General features: G+C 38.8%; 14 protein-coding genes and 1 other annotated feature. Of the genes, 9 read left to right on the top strand and 5 right to left on the bottom strand.

Going from position 1 to position 15,353, the window contains the following annotated elements:
• The first annotated feature begins 29 nt into the window (after positions 1 to 29).
• Positions 30 to 154 (top strand) — a sequence feature (His leader region).
• A gap of 38 nt (positions 155 to 192) precedes the next feature.
• Genes hisG through hisIE form a run of 8 tightly spaced genes read left to right on the top strand, consistent with a single transcriptional unit; the run spans position 193 to position 7,263 of the window.
• The gene (hisG, locus tag ACYIAM_RS07825; protein WP_483747878.1) at positions 193 to 1,092 is read left to right on the top strand and encodes an ATP phosphoribosyltransferase; all 900 of its coding nucleotides are present in this window, start codon (positions 193 to 195) and stop codon (positions 1,090 to 1,092) included.
• 4 nt (positions 1,093 to 1,096) lie between these two features.
• On the top strand, positions 1,097 to 2,392 hold the full coding sequence (hisD, locus tag ACYIAM_RS07820; protein WP_483747877.1) for a histidinol dehydrogenase: 1,296 nt from the start codon (positions 1,097 to 1,099) through the stop codon (positions 2,390 to 2,392).
• A gap of 15 nt (positions 2,393 to 2,407) precedes the next feature.
• On the top strand, positions 2,408 to 3,466 hold the full coding sequence (gene hisC, locus ACYIAM_RS07815) for a histidinol-phosphate transaminase (RefSeq protein ID WP_174797176.1): 1,059 nt from the start codon (positions 2,408 to 2,410) through the stop codon (positions 3,464 to 3,466).
• A gap of 8 nt (positions 3,467 to 3,474) precedes the next feature.
• Entirely contained in the window at positions 3,475 to 4,542 is a 1,068-nt protein-coding gene (hisB, locus tag ACYIAM_RS07810; protein ID WP_483747876.1) for a bifunctional histidinol-phosphatase/imidazoleglycerol-phosphate dehydratase HisB, read from the top strand.
• A complete protein-coding gene (gene hisH, locus ACYIAM_RS07805; RefSeq protein WP_065639092.1) occupies positions 4,543 to 5,130 on the top strand; it encodes an imidazole glycerol phosphate synthase subunit HisH in 588 nt (195 codons plus the stop codon).
• A 17-nt stretch (positions 5,131 to 5,147) separates the two neighbouring features.
• The gene (gene hisA / locus ACYIAM_RS07800; protein ID WP_174797195.1) at positions 5,148 to 5,885 is read left to right on the top strand and encodes a 1-(5-phosphoribosyl)-5-[(5-phosphoribosylamino)methylideneamino]imidazole-4-carboxamide isomerase; all 738 of its coding nucleotides are present in this window, start codon (positions 5,148 to 5,150) and stop codon (positions 5,883 to 5,885) included.
• Positions 5,867 to 6,643, top strand: coding sequence for an imidazole glycerol phosphate synthase subunit HisF (hisF, locus tag ACYIAM_RS07795; protein ID WP_483747875.1), 777 nt, complete (start codon positions 5,867 to 5,869; stop codon positions 6,641 to 6,643). The genes hisA and hisF overlap by 19 nt, the downstream gene beginning before the upstream one ends.
• Positions 6,637 to 7,263: a bifunctional phosphoribosyl-AMP cyclohydrolase/phosphoribosyl-ATP diphosphatase HisIE gene (gene hisIE / locus ACYIAM_RS07790; protein WP_174797179.1), complete on the top strand. Its 627-nt coding sequence runs from the start codon at positions 6,637 to 6,639 to the stop codon at positions 7,261 to 7,263. Before hisF ends, hisIE begins: the two co-directional genes overlap by 7 nt.
• Positions 7,264 to 7,336: 73 nt before the next feature.
• Here hisIE and cysB read toward each other — a convergent pair whose 3' ends face one another.
• The 3 genes from cysB to matP form a co-directional block, all read right to left on the bottom strand.
• A complete protein-coding gene (gene cysB / locus ACYIAM_RS07785) occupies positions 7,337 to 8,308 on the bottom strand; it encodes an HTH-type transcriptional regulator CysB (RefSeq protein ID WP_483747874.1) in 972 nt (323 codons plus the stop codon).
• Between the two features lie 170 nt (positions 8,309 to 8,478).
• Positions 8,479 to 11,088 carry a type I DNA topoisomerase gene (topA, locus tag ACYIAM_RS07780; protein ID WP_174797181.1) on the bottom strand — a complete coding sequence of 870 codons (2,610 nt, stop codon included), beginning with the start codon at positions 11,086 to 11,088 and terminating at the stop codon, positions 8,479 to 8,481.
• Between the two features lie 2 nt (positions 11,089 to 11,090).
• Positions 11,091 to 11,582 (bottom strand): macrodomain Ter protein MatP, encoded by a 492-nt coding sequence (gene matP, locus ACYIAM_RS07775; RefSeq protein WP_174797182.1) that lies wholly within the window; start codon positions 11,580 to 11,582, stop codon positions 11,091 to 11,093.
• Positions 11,583 to 11,730: 148 nt separating this feature from the next.
• Here matP and ACYIAM_RS07770 point away from each other — a divergent pair, with 148 nt between their 5' ends.
• Positions 11,731 to 13,413, top strand: coding sequence for an amidohydrolase (locus ACYIAM_RS07770; protein WP_483747873.1), 1,683 nt, complete (start codon positions 11,731 to 11,733; stop codon positions 13,411 to 13,413).
• A gap of 75 nt (positions 13,414 to 13,488) precedes the next feature.
• Here ACYIAM_RS07770 and ACYIAM_RS07765 read toward each other — a convergent pair whose 3' ends face one another.
• Both ACYIAM_RS07765 and ACYIAM_RS07760 read right to left on the bottom strand, forming a co-directional pair.
• On the bottom strand, positions 13,489 to 14,877 hold the full coding sequence (locus ACYIAM_RS07765; RefSeq protein ID WP_483747872.1) for a PTS fructose transporter subunit IIC: 1,389 nt from the start codon (positions 14,875 to 14,877) through the stop codon (positions 13,489 to 13,491).
• Positions 14,870 to 15,304: a PTS sugar transporter subunit IIA gene (locus ACYIAM_RS07760; protein WP_174797184.1), complete on the bottom strand. Its 435-nt coding sequence runs from the start codon at positions 15,302 to 15,304 to the stop codon at positions 14,870 to 14,872. The genes ACYIAM_RS07765 and ACYIAM_RS07760 overlap by 8 nt, the downstream gene beginning before the upstream one ends.
• Between the last annotated feature and the right edge of the window lie 49 nt (positions 15,305 to 15,353).

Below are 15,353 nucleotides of genomic sequence, written 5' to 3'. Positions count from 1 at the left end.
ATTTGTTTTTGCGTTTTTGTGACTAAACATCATCATCACCATCATTCCTGAATAGTCTTCGGGCGATTGGTGCTGGAAGACGTTGATCTTCCGGTGATATCGCAAAAGCAAGCAGAGAACCCTCGGAAGATCAAACTTCCGAGGGTTTTTTGTTTGTGGTTTATAAATTTTTAGATAACTTTGGAGAAAGATATGTTGGATAATTCGCGTTTACGCATTGCGATGCAAAAATCAGGTCGTTTAAGTGATGAGTCAAAAAAATTACTGGCACAATGTGGCATTAAGATTAATCTACAAGAACAACGGTTAATTGCTTTTGCCGAAAATATGCCCATCGATATCTTGCGAGTTCGAGATGATGACATTCCCGGTCTGGTGATTGATGGCGTTGTCGATATTGGGATTGTCGGCGAGAATGTATTAGAAGAAGAAGTATTAGACCGGCAAGCCGAAGGCGAAGATCCACAATTCAAAAAATTACGCAGTTTAGATTTTGGTGGTTGTCGTTTATCGATAGCCGCGCCTCGTGATTTTGTTTATACAGGTCCTGAATGTTTGAATGATCTGCGTATTGCAACCACTTATCCTCACCTGCTACGCCGTTATCTTGCACAATATAATGTTACCTTTAAAACCTGTTTGCTTAATGGTTCGGTCGAAGTTGCACCGCGCGCAGGACTTGCCGATGTGATTTGTGATTTGGTTTCAAGTGGCGCAACACTTGAAGCAAACGGTCTTAAAGAGATCGAAGTTATCTATAAATCAAAAGCCTGTTTAATCCAGCGCCAAGGCGAAATGCCACCAGTAAAACAAGAGCTGATTGATAAAATCATGACTCGAATTCAAGGTGTCATTCAAGCACGTGGATCCAAATATATTATGCTACACGCCCCAACCGCCGTTTTAGAAGATGTAGTTGCCCTGCTTCCAGGGGCAGAAAATCCAACTATTTTACCTTTAACCGGTGAACAAAATCGTGTGGCGCTACATATGGTGAGCAGTGAATCACTCTTTTGGGAAACTATGGAAAAACTAAAAGCATTAGGCGCCAGCTCAATTCTGGTCTTACCAATTGAAAAAATGATGGAGTAATAATATGAAACTCTCTTATTGGCAACAATGTACAAATGAACAACAAATAGCGCTATTAACACGCCCTGCTATCACGGCCTCTGATTCGATTAGCAAATCAGTAACAGATATTTTGGCTCAAGTTAAACAAAATGGCGATGAAGCATTAAAAACGCTTAGTAACAAGTTCGATAAAGTCCAGATCACGCAAATTAAATTAACTCAAGATCAAATTAAAGCTGCAACTTGCCGAGTTAATCCTGAATTGAAACAAGCTATGCAACTTGCTGTTTCTAATATCGAAAAATTCCACCAAGCACAAGTAAAACAAGCCATTATAGTTGAAACAATGCCGGGTATAAAATGTCAGCAAGTGACTCGCCCAATCGATTCTGTTGGTCTGTATATTCCGGGTGGTTCGGCCCCTTTATTATCAACCGTGTTAATGCTGGCAATACCAGCTAAAATTGCGGGTTGTCGTAAAGTGATTTTATGTTCGCCGCCACCGATTGCGGATGAAATATTATATGCAGCTGAACTTTGTGGCGTTACCGAGATTTATCAACTTGGTGGAGCTCAAGCGATTGCTGCTATGGCATTTGGTACTGAATCGGTGCCTAAAGTGGCTAAAATTTTTGGTCCAGGCAATGCTTACGTTACCGAAGCCAAACGCCAAGTAAGTCAACGTCTTGACGGTGCCGCCATTGATATGCCTGCGGGTCCTTCTGAGGTGCTGGTTATTGCTGATAGTTCGGCAAACCCTGATTTTATTGCTGCCGATCTATTATCACAAGCCGAACATGGCCCTGATTCGCAAGTGATTCTGCTTACCCCTGACGAGGTCATTGCGCAAGCGGTATCAATCGCCGTCGATAAGCAACTTGCCCAACTATCGCGCAAAGAGATTGCGGAAAAAGCCTTGAAAGAGAGTCGCTTAATTGTAACGAAAGATTTAACTCAGTGCATTAACATCAGCAATCGTTATGGTCCCGAACACTTAATTATTCAAACAGCCAATGAGGATGAATTAGTTGAACAAATCACCAGTGCTGGTTCAATATTTTTAGGCAATTGGTCGCCTGAATCAGTCGGTGATTATGCTTCTGGGACTAATCATGTACTGCCAACATATGGCTATACCGCAACATATTCTAGCCTTGGGCTGGCTGATTTTCAAAAAAGAATGACAGTACAAAAATTATCGCCAGAGGGCTTAAAAGCAATCGGAAACGCTGTCGAACTTATGGCCGAAGCCGAACAACTCACCGCCCATAAACACGCGGTAACTTTACGCCTTGCGGCATTAAATTCAATGGGTTAAAAATAGGTGGATAACATGGATATCAATAAATTAGTCAGAAAAAATATTCAAAAACTAACGCCTTATCAATCTGCCCGTCGGATTGGTGGTAATGGTGATGTGTGGCTCAATGCCAACGAATACCCTGTTGCCCCACATTTTGAATTAACCGAACAAACCTTAAACCGTTACCCAGAGCCACAACCAGAAAAAGTGATTCAGCGTTATGCTCAATATGCAGGTGTACAACCCGATCAGTTAATTGTTAGCCGCGGCGCTGATGAAGCTATTGAATTATTAATGCGTGCATTTTGCGAGCCTGAAAAAGACAGCATTTTGTACTGCCCACCAACTTATGGCATGTATCAAGTGAGTGCTGAAACGTTAGGCATAAAAACCAAAACAGTCCCAACCAAAGCCGATTGGCAGCTTGATCTTGAGGGTATCGAGCAGCATCTTGATGGCGTTAAACTGATTTATGTCTGTTCACCAAATAATCCAACGGGTAACTTAATTGATCCTGAGGATATTAAGGCGTTGCTCAATATTACTAACAATCGTGCTTTAGTGGTGATTGATGAAGCTTATATTGAGTTTTCCCCTAACTCAACGGTGGTGAGTTGGCTTGCTAACTACTCTAATTTAGTGGTGTTACGTACACTATCAAAGGCATTTGCTTTAGCGGGATTACGTTGTGGTTTTACGATTGCGAATAAACCGGTGATTGATGCATTACAAAAAGTCATTGCCCCCTATCCACTCGCTACCCCCGTGGCCGATATTGCGGCACAAGCGCTGAGTAAAGATGGCATTAATGCCATGAAGTTGCATGTGATCAATTTGAATAGACAAAAAGAAAAATTTGCCGGCTTACTCGCTCAATTACCTGTTGTTGAAAAAGTCTATCCAAGTTCATCCAACTATTTATGCGTAAAGTTCCAAGATAATAAGGAAGTTTTTAATGCTTTATGGAATAAAGGGATTATCTTACGCGATCAAAGCAAGTCGATTGGCCAAAATAATATGATTCGAATCACCATTGGCACCCAAGCTGAGTGTGAAGCAGTAATTTCTGCGCTCAAGGCAATAAAATAGGAGCAAAAATGTTACAAAAATACTTATTCATTGATCGAGATGGCACATTAATTACCGAACCGCCGATTGATTTTCAGGTTGATCGGTTTGAAAAATTAGCATTTGAACCTCACGTAATCCCTGCTCTGCTTAAACTACAAGCAGCAGGATACAAATTAGTGATGGTCACCAATCAAGATGGGCTGGGTACTAGCAGCTATCCACAAGCAGATTTTGATGGACCGCATAATCTAATGCTGCAGATTTTTAAATCACAAGGTATTAATTTTGAAGATGTGCTAATTTGCCCTCACTTTCTAGAGGATAACTGCGAATGTCGTAAACCTAAAATTCAATTAATTTTACCTTATCTTACCAGTGGTAAATTGGACAAACAAAATAGTTACGTTATTGGTGATAGGATAACGGACATTCAATTAGCTGAAAATATGCAAATCAAAGGGTTACGATATCATCCTGAAAATTTAAATTGGCACGAAATTGCGCAACGATTAACCTCCGCTGATCGCTATGCTAAAGTTGAACGCAATACTAAAGAAACGAAAATATTAGTCGAAGTATGGCTAGATCGCCAAGGTGGTAGTCAAATTAATACGGGAATTGGTTTTTTTGATCATATGCTCGATCAAATTGCTACACACGGCGGTATTAAGCTCAATATCCAAGTAGTGGGTGATTTGCATATTGATGATCACCACACCATAGAGGATACTGGACTGGCGTTAGGCGAGGCACTTAAAATAGCACTCGGCGATAAACGTGGCATTACGCGTTACGCATCTGTTATTCCAATGGATGAGTGTTTAGCCAAGTGTGCAATTGATATTTCAGGGCGCCCTTATCTTAAATTTAAAGCCGAGTTTACTCACCAAAAAGTAGGCGATATGAGCACACAAATGGTTGAGCATTTCTTCTACTCACTGAGTTATGCTATGGCTATCACGTTACATATTGAAACCGAAGGCAATAATGATCATCACAAAGTTGAAAGTTTGTTTAAAGCCTTTGCGCGTACATTAAAGCAAGCAATCAAAATTGAAAGTGATCGATTGCCAAGTTCAAAAGGAGTGCTATAAATGAAGATTGTCATTCTTGATACTGGCTGCGCTAATCTTTCATCGGTCAAATATGCTGTGCAACGGTTAGGTTATGATCCAATAATTAGCCTTGATCCTGATGTCGTGCTAAGTTCAGACAAACTGTTTCTACCAGGCGTAGGCTCAGCAAGTTCAGCTATGCAAAAACTAAAAGAACGCAATTTAATAGAGCTTATCAAAGTTTGTACACAACCAGTATTAGGGATCTGCCTTGGTATGCAACTTTTAGCAAATTACAGCAATGAAGGGCATGTGCATACTTTAGGAATCATCCCTGAAAACGTTGTTGAAATTCCTGATTATGGTCTACCTTTGCCACACATGGGGTGGAATCAAGTCTACCCAAAAGCCGGCCATCATCTTTTTCGAGATATTCCTGATGACGCTTATTTTTACTTTGTACATGGATACGCGATGCCACTATGCTCAGCAACAATAGCAGAAACCAATTACGGCGAAAGCTTTACCGCTGCCGTACAAAAAGAAAACTTCTACGGCGTGCAATTTCATCCAGAGCGTTCTGGCTCAGCCGGTGCAAAATTGCTCAAAAACTTTTTGGAGATGTAACAATGGCAGTTTATCCAATGATTATCCCTGCGCTTGATTTAATTGAGGGTAGCGTGGTGCGATTGCACCAAGGCGATTATGAGCAAAAACGCGATTACGGCAATCATCCACTTTTGCGCCTACAAGATTATGAAAAGCAAGGTGCTAAACTATTGCACTTAGTGGATTTAACCGGCGCAAAAGATCCTAATGCTCGTCAAATTTCGTTAATACAAACGTTGATTAATGGCGTACAAGTTCCTATCCAAGTTGGAGGCGGAATTCGCACTGAGAAAGACATACAATCATTATTATCAGCCGGTGCTGCTCGCGTGGTAATTGGGTCAACCGCCATCAAGCAACCAGAAATAGTTAAACAGTGGTTTAAAAAATACGGCGCTGAAAAATTGGTATTAGCACTGGATGTGCGCATTGATACTAAGGGCAATAAATATGTGGCGATTCATGGTTGGCAAGAAGACTCAAAACAGACTTTAGAACAAGTGATTGAGGATTATCTACCTTATGGATTGAAACATGTGCTTTGTACTGATATTTCGAAAGATGGCACTCTCAGCGGTTCGAATGTTAAGTTGTACCAAGAAATTAGTCAAAAATACCCACAAATTGCTTTTCAAGCATCTGGCGGTATAGGTCAATTAGACGATGTTAAAGCACTTGCCAATAGCCGCGTTGCAGGCGTAATTGTAGGGCGAGCTTTACTCGAAGGTAAATTTACTGTTCAGGAGGCAATTTCATGTTGGCAAAAAGAATAATTCCTTGTTTAGATGTTCGCGATGGTCAAGTGGTTAAAGGTGTGCAATTTCGAAATCACGAAGTTATTGGTGATATTGTGCCTTTAGCAAAGCGCTATGCGCAAGAAGGGGCTGATGAATTGGTCTTTTATGATATTACCGCCTCGTCAGATGGGAGAGTGGTTGATAAAAGTTGGGTTGCAAAAGTGGCCGAAGTTATTGATATCCCCTTTTGTGTTGCTGGCGGAATTAAAACTGTTGAAGATGCTGGGCAAATATTAAGCTTTGGTGCCGATAAAATTTCGATCAATTCCCCTGCGCTTGCCGATCCCACTTTAATTACAAGGCTTGCAGATCATTATGGTGTGCAGTGTATTGTGGTTGGTATTGATACTTGGTATGACAAAGAATCAAACAATTATCACGTTTATCAATTTACAGGTGACGAAAAACGCACCGTTGCCACAAAATGGAATACGCTTGATTGGGTACAAGCGGTGCAAAAACGTGGTGCGGGCGAAATTGTTCTAAATATGATGAACCAAGATGGCGTTCGTAATGGGTATGATCTTGAGCAACTGAAAGCGGTTCGCAGTATTTGCAAGGTACCGCTGATTGCTTCAGGTGGTGCGGGAAATATGGCGCATTTTTTACAGGCATTTGACCAAGCTGAAATTGACGGTGCATTGGCAGCCTCCGTTTTTCATAAGCAAATCATTAATATTGGTGAACTTAAACAATATTTGGCACAACATGGAGTAGATATTCGATTATGTTAACTCAAAATTGCAATACCCAATTAGATTTACAACAACTTGATTGGCAAAAAGTAGATAATTTAATGCCGGCCATTATTCAGCATTATGTATCTGGTGATGTATTAATGCTTGGTTATATGAATCAAGAAGCGTTAATACAAACACAAAGTAGTGGTAAAGTCACTTTTTATTCACGCACCAAACAGCGTCTTTGGACCAAAGGTGAAACTTCTGGTAACGTTTTAAATGTCATGAGTATTTCGGCTGATTGCGATAATGATACATTGCTGATTTTAGTGAATCCAGTTGGTCCAACTTGCCATACCGGCACAACAAGTTGCTTTGCTAATGCTAAAAGCGAATGGGGATTTTTGTTTGAATTAGAGCAATTAATCGCTGCACGAAAAAATGCCGATCCTAAGTCATCCTATACGGCAAAACTGTATCATGATGGCACAAAACGAATAGCGCAAAAAGTGGGAGAAGAAGGTGTTGAAACCGCCCTTGCGGCGACAGTTCATGATCGAGAAGAGTTAAAAAATGAATCTGCGGATTTGGTTTATCATTTATTAGTATTACTCCAAGATCAAAATCTGTCACTACAAGATGTGATTGGCATTTTAAAAGCAAGGCATAAATAATAAAAATAATCAAAGTGCGATATGATTCGCACTTTGATTTACATTTTTTTATTATGATAAAAAATAAATTGACTTAGCAAACAGGCAATTTTACCCCATTAAACATCGCTAATACTTCGATATTATTTTCACATAACATGAGTTTATCGACAGTTTGTCGATGCAAATGTGGTGAAAACTGCTGAATAAAATCATACATATAACTACGTAAAAATAACGAACGCGCAAAAACGATATAGGTTGTGCTGTAGGGGAAAATATGACCAGCATTCAGTACAACAAAATCATCCTCTGAAGCATTATTCACCGCCATTTTGGCGACAATGCCAATACCGACACCCAATTTAACATAGGTTTTAATTAACTCAGCGTCTGTTGTGCTAAAAACAATATTAGGCGACTGATTAGCGCGTAAAAAAGCTTGATTTAAATCTGAACCATCATTAGAAAAATCGTAACTGACTAATGGATATTGTGAAAGATCTTCAATTGTAATTAAGCTGCTTTTGGCAAGCGGGTGATCTTTCATCACAATCACTGCTTGGTTCCAGTGATAGCAAGGTAAAGCAATCATATCATCGCTAAGCTGTGAAATGTCGGTCACAATAGCCAATTCGGCCTGCCCTGCTTGTGCTTGAGATATGCACTGTGGTGATGATCCTTGCTCCATATGCAAAGTAATATTTGGATATTGTTGCATAAACTGCTGGATCACAACAGGCAAGGCATAACGTGCTTGAGTATAAGTTGTGGTAATTGTTAATGAACCTTGATTTGGCTGACTAAATTCTTTGGCAATAATTTTAATATCGCTCGATTTATTGAGGATCTCTCGAGCAAGCGCAATAATTTTTTCACCGACAGGCGTCACTTCTGAAAGGTGCTTACCTACTCGGGTAAATATCTGAACACCAAGCTCGTCTTCTAATAATTTTATTTGTTTGCTTATACCTGGTTGAGAAGTATACAGTTTTTCGGATGTCAACGATACGTTAAGATCGTTATTGACGACTTCGACAATATAGCGTAATTGTTGCAATTTCATGACAAACAAAAGCCCCTTTAACTGTATGCTTTTCTCCCTTTTAATCATATTACAAAAGGGAGAATTGTTAAGGTAAACCTTTTCACAGCCTAGCACAAACAAAAATAATTATTTTTATACTAAAACGCATACTTTCCTGAAACTTTTTGACAAAATTCAGGTGTGCTTACCTATTTTTTATTATTGATCCATTTGCCATCCACATATTGCATCACCCAACCTGTCGATTTTCCATTAATTTCCGAGGTAACATATTGTTGTTTGTTTTTACGGCTAAAACGAACAATGGATGGATTACCATCCGGATCTTTATTTGGAGCTTCAGTCAAATAGATAAACTTTTCTGGCAAGCGATCTTTAAAGCGTTGTAACTCTTCAATCAATGGCGCTCTCGTTTCTCTTGATTTTGGAAAATTATGGGCAGCTAAAAATATCCCTGAGGCACCATCACGTAATACAAAATGTGCATCTGATTTTGTACATTTAAGTTCAGGCAAATCGACTGGATCTTCTTTAGGTGGAGCTACATCACCATTTTTTAAGATTTTACGCGTATTTTTGCAATCTTGATTAGTACAGCCCATATATAAGCCAAATCGTCCTGATTTTAAATGCATTTCAGATCCACATTTTTCACATTCAATAATTGGCCCTTCGTAACTTTTAACTTTAAAGCTACCTTTTTCAACAATAAAACCATCACAAATCGGATTATTGCCACAAATATGCAATTTACGCTCGTTATCAAGCAAATAACTATCCATCGCTGTATGGCATTTTGGACAGCGTTTACGTGCCCTTAAAGCATCGGTTTCGGCTGTTTCAGCTTCTTCCAAAATATTTAAAGTTTCGTGCTCAGGAATTAAGTTAATGGTTTGTTTGCAACGTTCTTTAGGTGGCAACGCATAACCTGAACAGGCTAAAAATACACCTGTACCCGCAGTTTTAATGCCCATTTCACGACTACAATTAGGGCATTTAATTTCAGGTGTTAATACTAATGGATTAAGTTGCATACCACCTTTATCAGGCGCTTGTTCGGCAACCTCAAGATGCTGACTAAAATCACTGAAAAACTGGTCAAGTACTTCGCGCCATTCTTGTTTTTTATGAGCGATTTCATCCAGTGCATGCTCCATACGTGCGGTAAAATCATAACTCATCAAATCATTGAAGTTTTCGCTGAGCCTATCAGTAACAATTTCACCGATTTTTTCTGCATAAAAGCGACGATTATCCAAACGCACATAACCGCGATCTTGAATTGTCGAAATAATGGTTGCATAAGTCGATGGGCGTCCAATTTCACGTTTTTCAAGCTCTTTAACCAGTGATGCTTCGTTATACCGAGCAGGTGGTTTGGTAAAGTGTTGATTTGGATTTAAACTGATTAAATCGAGTTTGTCGTTGACTGATAACGGTGGTAATATTTTATCTTCATTATTTTTTGCCAGTTGTGGTTGTACTTTAGTCCAACCATCAAAACGCAATGTACGACCTTTGGCCTTTAAAGTAAAATCGCCTGATTTAACTGTAATTGTTGTTGAGTTATATTCGGCTGATGTCATTTGACAAGCCACAAATTGACGCCAAATGAGTTGATATAATTTACTCGCATCTGCTTCAATATCACTAATATTATCAGCAAGAATAGTAACATCTGATGGGCGAATCGCCTCGTGCGCTTCTTGTGAATTCTTTTTACTACTATATACATTAGGTGATTTTGGTAAATATTTATCGCCAAATTTGTTGCCGATATAATCTCGTACCATAGTTAATGCATCTTGACTCAAGTTAGTTGAATCGGTACGCATATAGGTGATATAACCAGCTTCATATAAGCGCTGAGCTAGCATCATAGTCTTTTTAACACCAAAACCAAGGCGAGTACTTGCGGCTTGCTGTAAAGTCGAAGTAATAAACGGGGCAGTTGGATTACTTTTTGTCGGTTTTTCTTCAATATTCGTTACTTGATATTGATTTTGATTAAGTCCTGCTAGCGCAATATCAATAGCAACTTTATCTTTTGGTTCAAACGCTTCGTCTTTATAATGGGTAACTTGTAGGGTTAAAGACTCTTTTTGAGCTGTGTTTAAATCAGCAAAAAGATCCCAATATTCTTCAGGAATAAAAGCATGAATTTCACGTTCACGTTCAACCACTAAACGCACTGCAACTGACTGAACACGACCAGCCGATAAGCCTCTAGCAACCTTTTTCCAAAGTAAAGGTGATAGCATAAAACCCACAACCCGATCCATAAATCGGCGTGCTTGCTGAGCATTGACCCGATCCATATCGAGCATAGCTGGCTCATTAAAGGCATTTTTGATCGCTGTTTTGGTGATTTCGTTAAACACAACACGACGGTATTTACTCTCATCGCCACCAATGACATCTTTAAGATGCCAAGCAATGGCTTCTCCCTCTCTATCCAAATCGGTTGCGAGATAGATCATATCTGCATCTTTAGCCAGTTTTTTTAATTCTGATACCACCCGTTCTTTGCCAGGTAAAATTTCGTAATGCGCTTTCCAACCGTTGTATGGATCAACACTCATCCGATCAACTAAAATCTGTTGTTCGGAGCGTTTAACTTTTTTTTCGGCTTTGTCTTTTGTCTCTTTTGTTGATTTTTCAGCTCGTTGGCTACTACCACTCTTGGGTAGATCGCGAATATGACCTACACTTGATTTAACCACGAAATCTTTACCAAGATATTTATTAATCGTTTTTGCTTTAGCTGGTGATTCCACAATAACAAGGGATTTTCCCATAATTAAACCTTTCTATTCTGTTGTTTGTATTCTTTACTATCTGGCTTCGCATTTAGGAGTGATAGTAAATCATCTTTAATTGTTGTTACTTGTGTTGCATATTGCTCTTTCTGCTCTGCATCTTCAATGAGTTGCGTAATGGTTTGTGACAATGTGCATCCACGGCGTTTGGCTAAATTAGCTAATCGTTGCCAGACTAAAAATTCCAAATCAATGGACTTCTTTCGAGTATATTGCTGTTCCGCATTAAAATGCCGTTTTCGTTTTGCCCGAATGGTTTGTTTCATGCGGTTATCTAAATCTGGATTTAAATGCTCTTTTATCCAATCAACGACACCTGCTGGATTATGTTCTAGTAACAATAATGCATTGACAGCCTGCTCAGCAGCGCTTTTTTCAATATATCGAGTAATTAGTTCACCCTCTAGATGCCTTTTTACTAAATAGTGCCACTTCCAACCGCATTCAAGGTTTTCTAGTTGTTGGTATTTCATCCGCTCACCTTGTGACGTTGTAACTAAAATGGAATATTTGTAGCATAATCTGCTCACACAATAAAGAAAATTATTACATTTGACAAATTTTTTATAAATCTGCTATCGTTGACCTTTCATTTTGATCTTTATTTAAGGAATCCCCATAATGGCTAAAGCAGATGTTATTTATATTAATGGCTATATTTACACCGCAGACAAACAAGATAGTGTCTGCGAGGCAATAGCAATCGAAAATGGCTATATTATTGCAACTGGTAGCACGCAAGAGATAAATAACAATCACTATGTTGATAATCACACAACCATTTATGATCTGCAAGGTAAAACGATGATGCCAGGAATCATTGATTCGCATTTGCATACTTTTTGGGGAGGTATGCAATTATCGTCGTGTAATTTAAATTATCAAAGCTTAACCATTGATGATACATTAGCTATTATACAACAATATTTAGATAAAGATTCTATCAGTGATAATACTCATTGGTTACAAGTTCGTGGCTGGCTAAGGCAAGAGGTTTTACCAATTGGCACAGATATTACGCGCTTTGATCTCGATAGACTTAATACAAAACGCCCTGTTATTTTGTTTTCTAATGACTGCCATACTTTAGTTGCCAATAGCATTGCTTTAAAGAAATTTGGTTTAGATAGAAACACCCCTGAACCAACCGATGGAAAAATTGGTCGTACTGATGACGGTGAATTAAATGGCATATTAGAAGATGCCCCGGCTATGCGTGCGTTTGACAGCATTTCTAAGCTCACCGATGAACAAGCTGTCAACATTGCTAAATTATCGCAAGCAGAACTTAATAAACAAGGCGTTACTGCTGTTATGGATGCTCGAATTACCGAAACCCAAGCCGAGGCATTTTTAAAACTACAACAACAAGACCAACTATCGATTCGCTTATTTGGTGCACGTGAATTACCGCCAGATGATGTATCCTCAATAGAAGAAATTCCAACTTTACTTAACAAAGTTAAACAGTTCGCTGCACGTTACGACGATAAAAACTGGCAACCCAAGCCCGGCATTAAAATTTCGCATACCAAATTATTTGTAGATGGTGTAATGCAAGCACCATTAATGACCGCACGCTTGCTTAAACCGTACAATTTAGCCGACGAAAAAGATCGTTACGGTGATCTTTATTATTCCATTGAAATGTTAGATGCTCTAATTCTTGAATCGGCAAAAGCTGGTTTTCATCCGCATATGCATACAGTTGGTGAAGGGGCTATCGAAGTTGTACTTGATGCCATTGAAAAAATGCGTAAGGCATTACCTAATGCCGATATTCGTCCAAGCACTGCGCATAACGAACTAAGCGCACTACACCAATTTACCAGATACAAACAATTAAATGCATGTGTAGTATTTTCGTTCCAATGGGCTGGTTGTAGTTCAGCAATGGTTGAACAATATCAAACCCTATTTGGTCCAGAACGCTATAACGGTTTAGAAGCACACGGGCAATATATTGATGCAGGTGTAACATGTGCTTTTGGTAGCGATTGGCCAATTGACCCATTAAATGAATGGTACGATTTCCAAATTGCAATGACTAGACAAATCGATGCCGAGCATCCTCGGTTAAACAGTGATCGCAATCTAACCGCTATTGAAGTATTACGTAGCGCTACTATTAATGCCGCATATGTATTAAAACAAGATGAATACATAGGGTCAATTGAAAAAGGTAAATTTGCTGATTTGATTATTTTAGATCGCAATCCATTTACTATTCCAGCAACCGATATGCAAAATGTCAAGGTATTAACAACGATTGTGGGCGGTAAAATCGTTTATCAACAAGCATAATTTAAACTTTATGTCTTTAATTTACAAATTGCTACACCAACCATGATTGGTGTAGCATAGGTTATTATTTAGACTTTAGTCAACATCAGCAACTACTTCGGTTTCCACTGCTGTTGGTTTCGTGAAATGTAAAATAGCGGCGATAATTAATGCACCAATAAACATATCAATGACATACCACGCTGTCGCTTTGGTCACCCCACCTAATGCAACTAACCCGCCAAATGCTACCAATGATTCAATCCCATTGATCATACCTAGCATACCTGCGATGGCAGTGCCAACAACAATAGCAATAATAACACGCTTTGGATCTTTAGCCGCAAAAGGGATCGCACCTTCGGTAATACCCGCCAATGATAAAAAGAAAGCGGTAATACCAAACTCTTTCTCTTCTTTTGTGTATTTTGGGCGTGACACAATCAATGACGACATAGCTAAACCTAATGGTGGAATAGCACAGCACATACGAAATACGCCATTTGGACCATAAACCCCCTCAGCCATTGCCGCTAAGGTAAATGCAGTCGCCGCTTTACTACATGGCCCTCCCATATCTAGCGCCGCTAATATACCAATGCCAATACCTAAAAATGCAGCATTAACCTCTGACATACCTTTTAAAGTTGCGACCATAGCTTTAACAAACCAATCGAGCGGATAAGATAGCCCATAAATATAAAGTGGTGCCATCACTAGTATCGTTACAGTTGGAATAATCATCACAGGCATAACCGAAGCTATCACTGGATGAACTTTAACTGTTTTGAACCATTTAACAAAATAGCCAATTAAAATACCAAAAATCATTGCACCAATAAATCCAGTACTGACTTGGTTAGAACCAATTGGATTATTAACCACATACCCCATAATAAATGCAGGCGCTAAAGCAGCATTACCACCAATGGAATAAGCCATATAAGCAGCAAGCACAGGCACCATCATGGCAAAGCCATATAAGGCAACTTGTTTTAAATCAATAAAGAATTGATTACTTGGCAAAATAGTATCGTTTGTTACCTCACCTGTCATTAACACAATTGAAAAAAGTATTCCCGATGCAATGATAACGGGCAAAAACTTACTAATACCCGTATTTAATGCTCTAAATATCTCTTTACCGATACTATCTTTAACCACTTTAGTCGACATAGTTTCTGCATTATTAAAAATATTGGCAGTATTTTTAACTGCTTCACCAGTACTCACTTTTATGACATTTTTATAAGGCTCAAGCCTATCGGCATTTTCAATTGAAATATCAGTCGCTAATAAAATCACATCGGCACTTTTAAAATCTTGTTCGGTTAATGAATTTTCAATACCTGCGGCACCTTGTGTTTCGATTTTATAATCCCAACCACGTTTTTTCGCCTCATTTTCAATTTTTTGCTTAGCAATATAAGTATGAGCCATCCCTGCGGTACACGCACAAATCGCAACAATCTTTTTTTTACTCATATAAACCTCTAATCTTATTTGCCACAGATTGAATATCGCTTTTAAGCAAATCTTCGACAAAATCATCATTAGCTAAATTCGATGCTAATTTTGCAATAATGGATAAGTGCTCTTTATTGGCGTGTTCTGGCGCGCCAATTAAAATGACTAATTTGACTTTATTGCCATTATTCCAAATTATGCCATCGACATATTTACCAACAACAATAAATGGCGTTTTAACCGCATTACTTTTAGCGTGTGGTAAAGCAATATCAGGTAACACATCGGTTTCCATTTCTTGTTCGTGCGCCATAACATCGTCAAAAAAGGTTTTAATATTAGTTAAATAAGCTTGGCTAGCTTCAACCATTAAATGGATAACTGTTGATTTTTGAGTAACAACATCACCCGTTAAATCAACCGGTAAAACAGAGATTGACTGCATAAATTGATCCTCTTACTGATAATAGAATATTTGCAATAACTCAATTTTC

It is taken from the genome of Gilliamella sp. X-60 (genome assembly GCF_057063585.1).
Note: the sequence above shows the minus strand (reverse complement) of the source record. Positions and strands in the feature narration are given on the sequence as shown.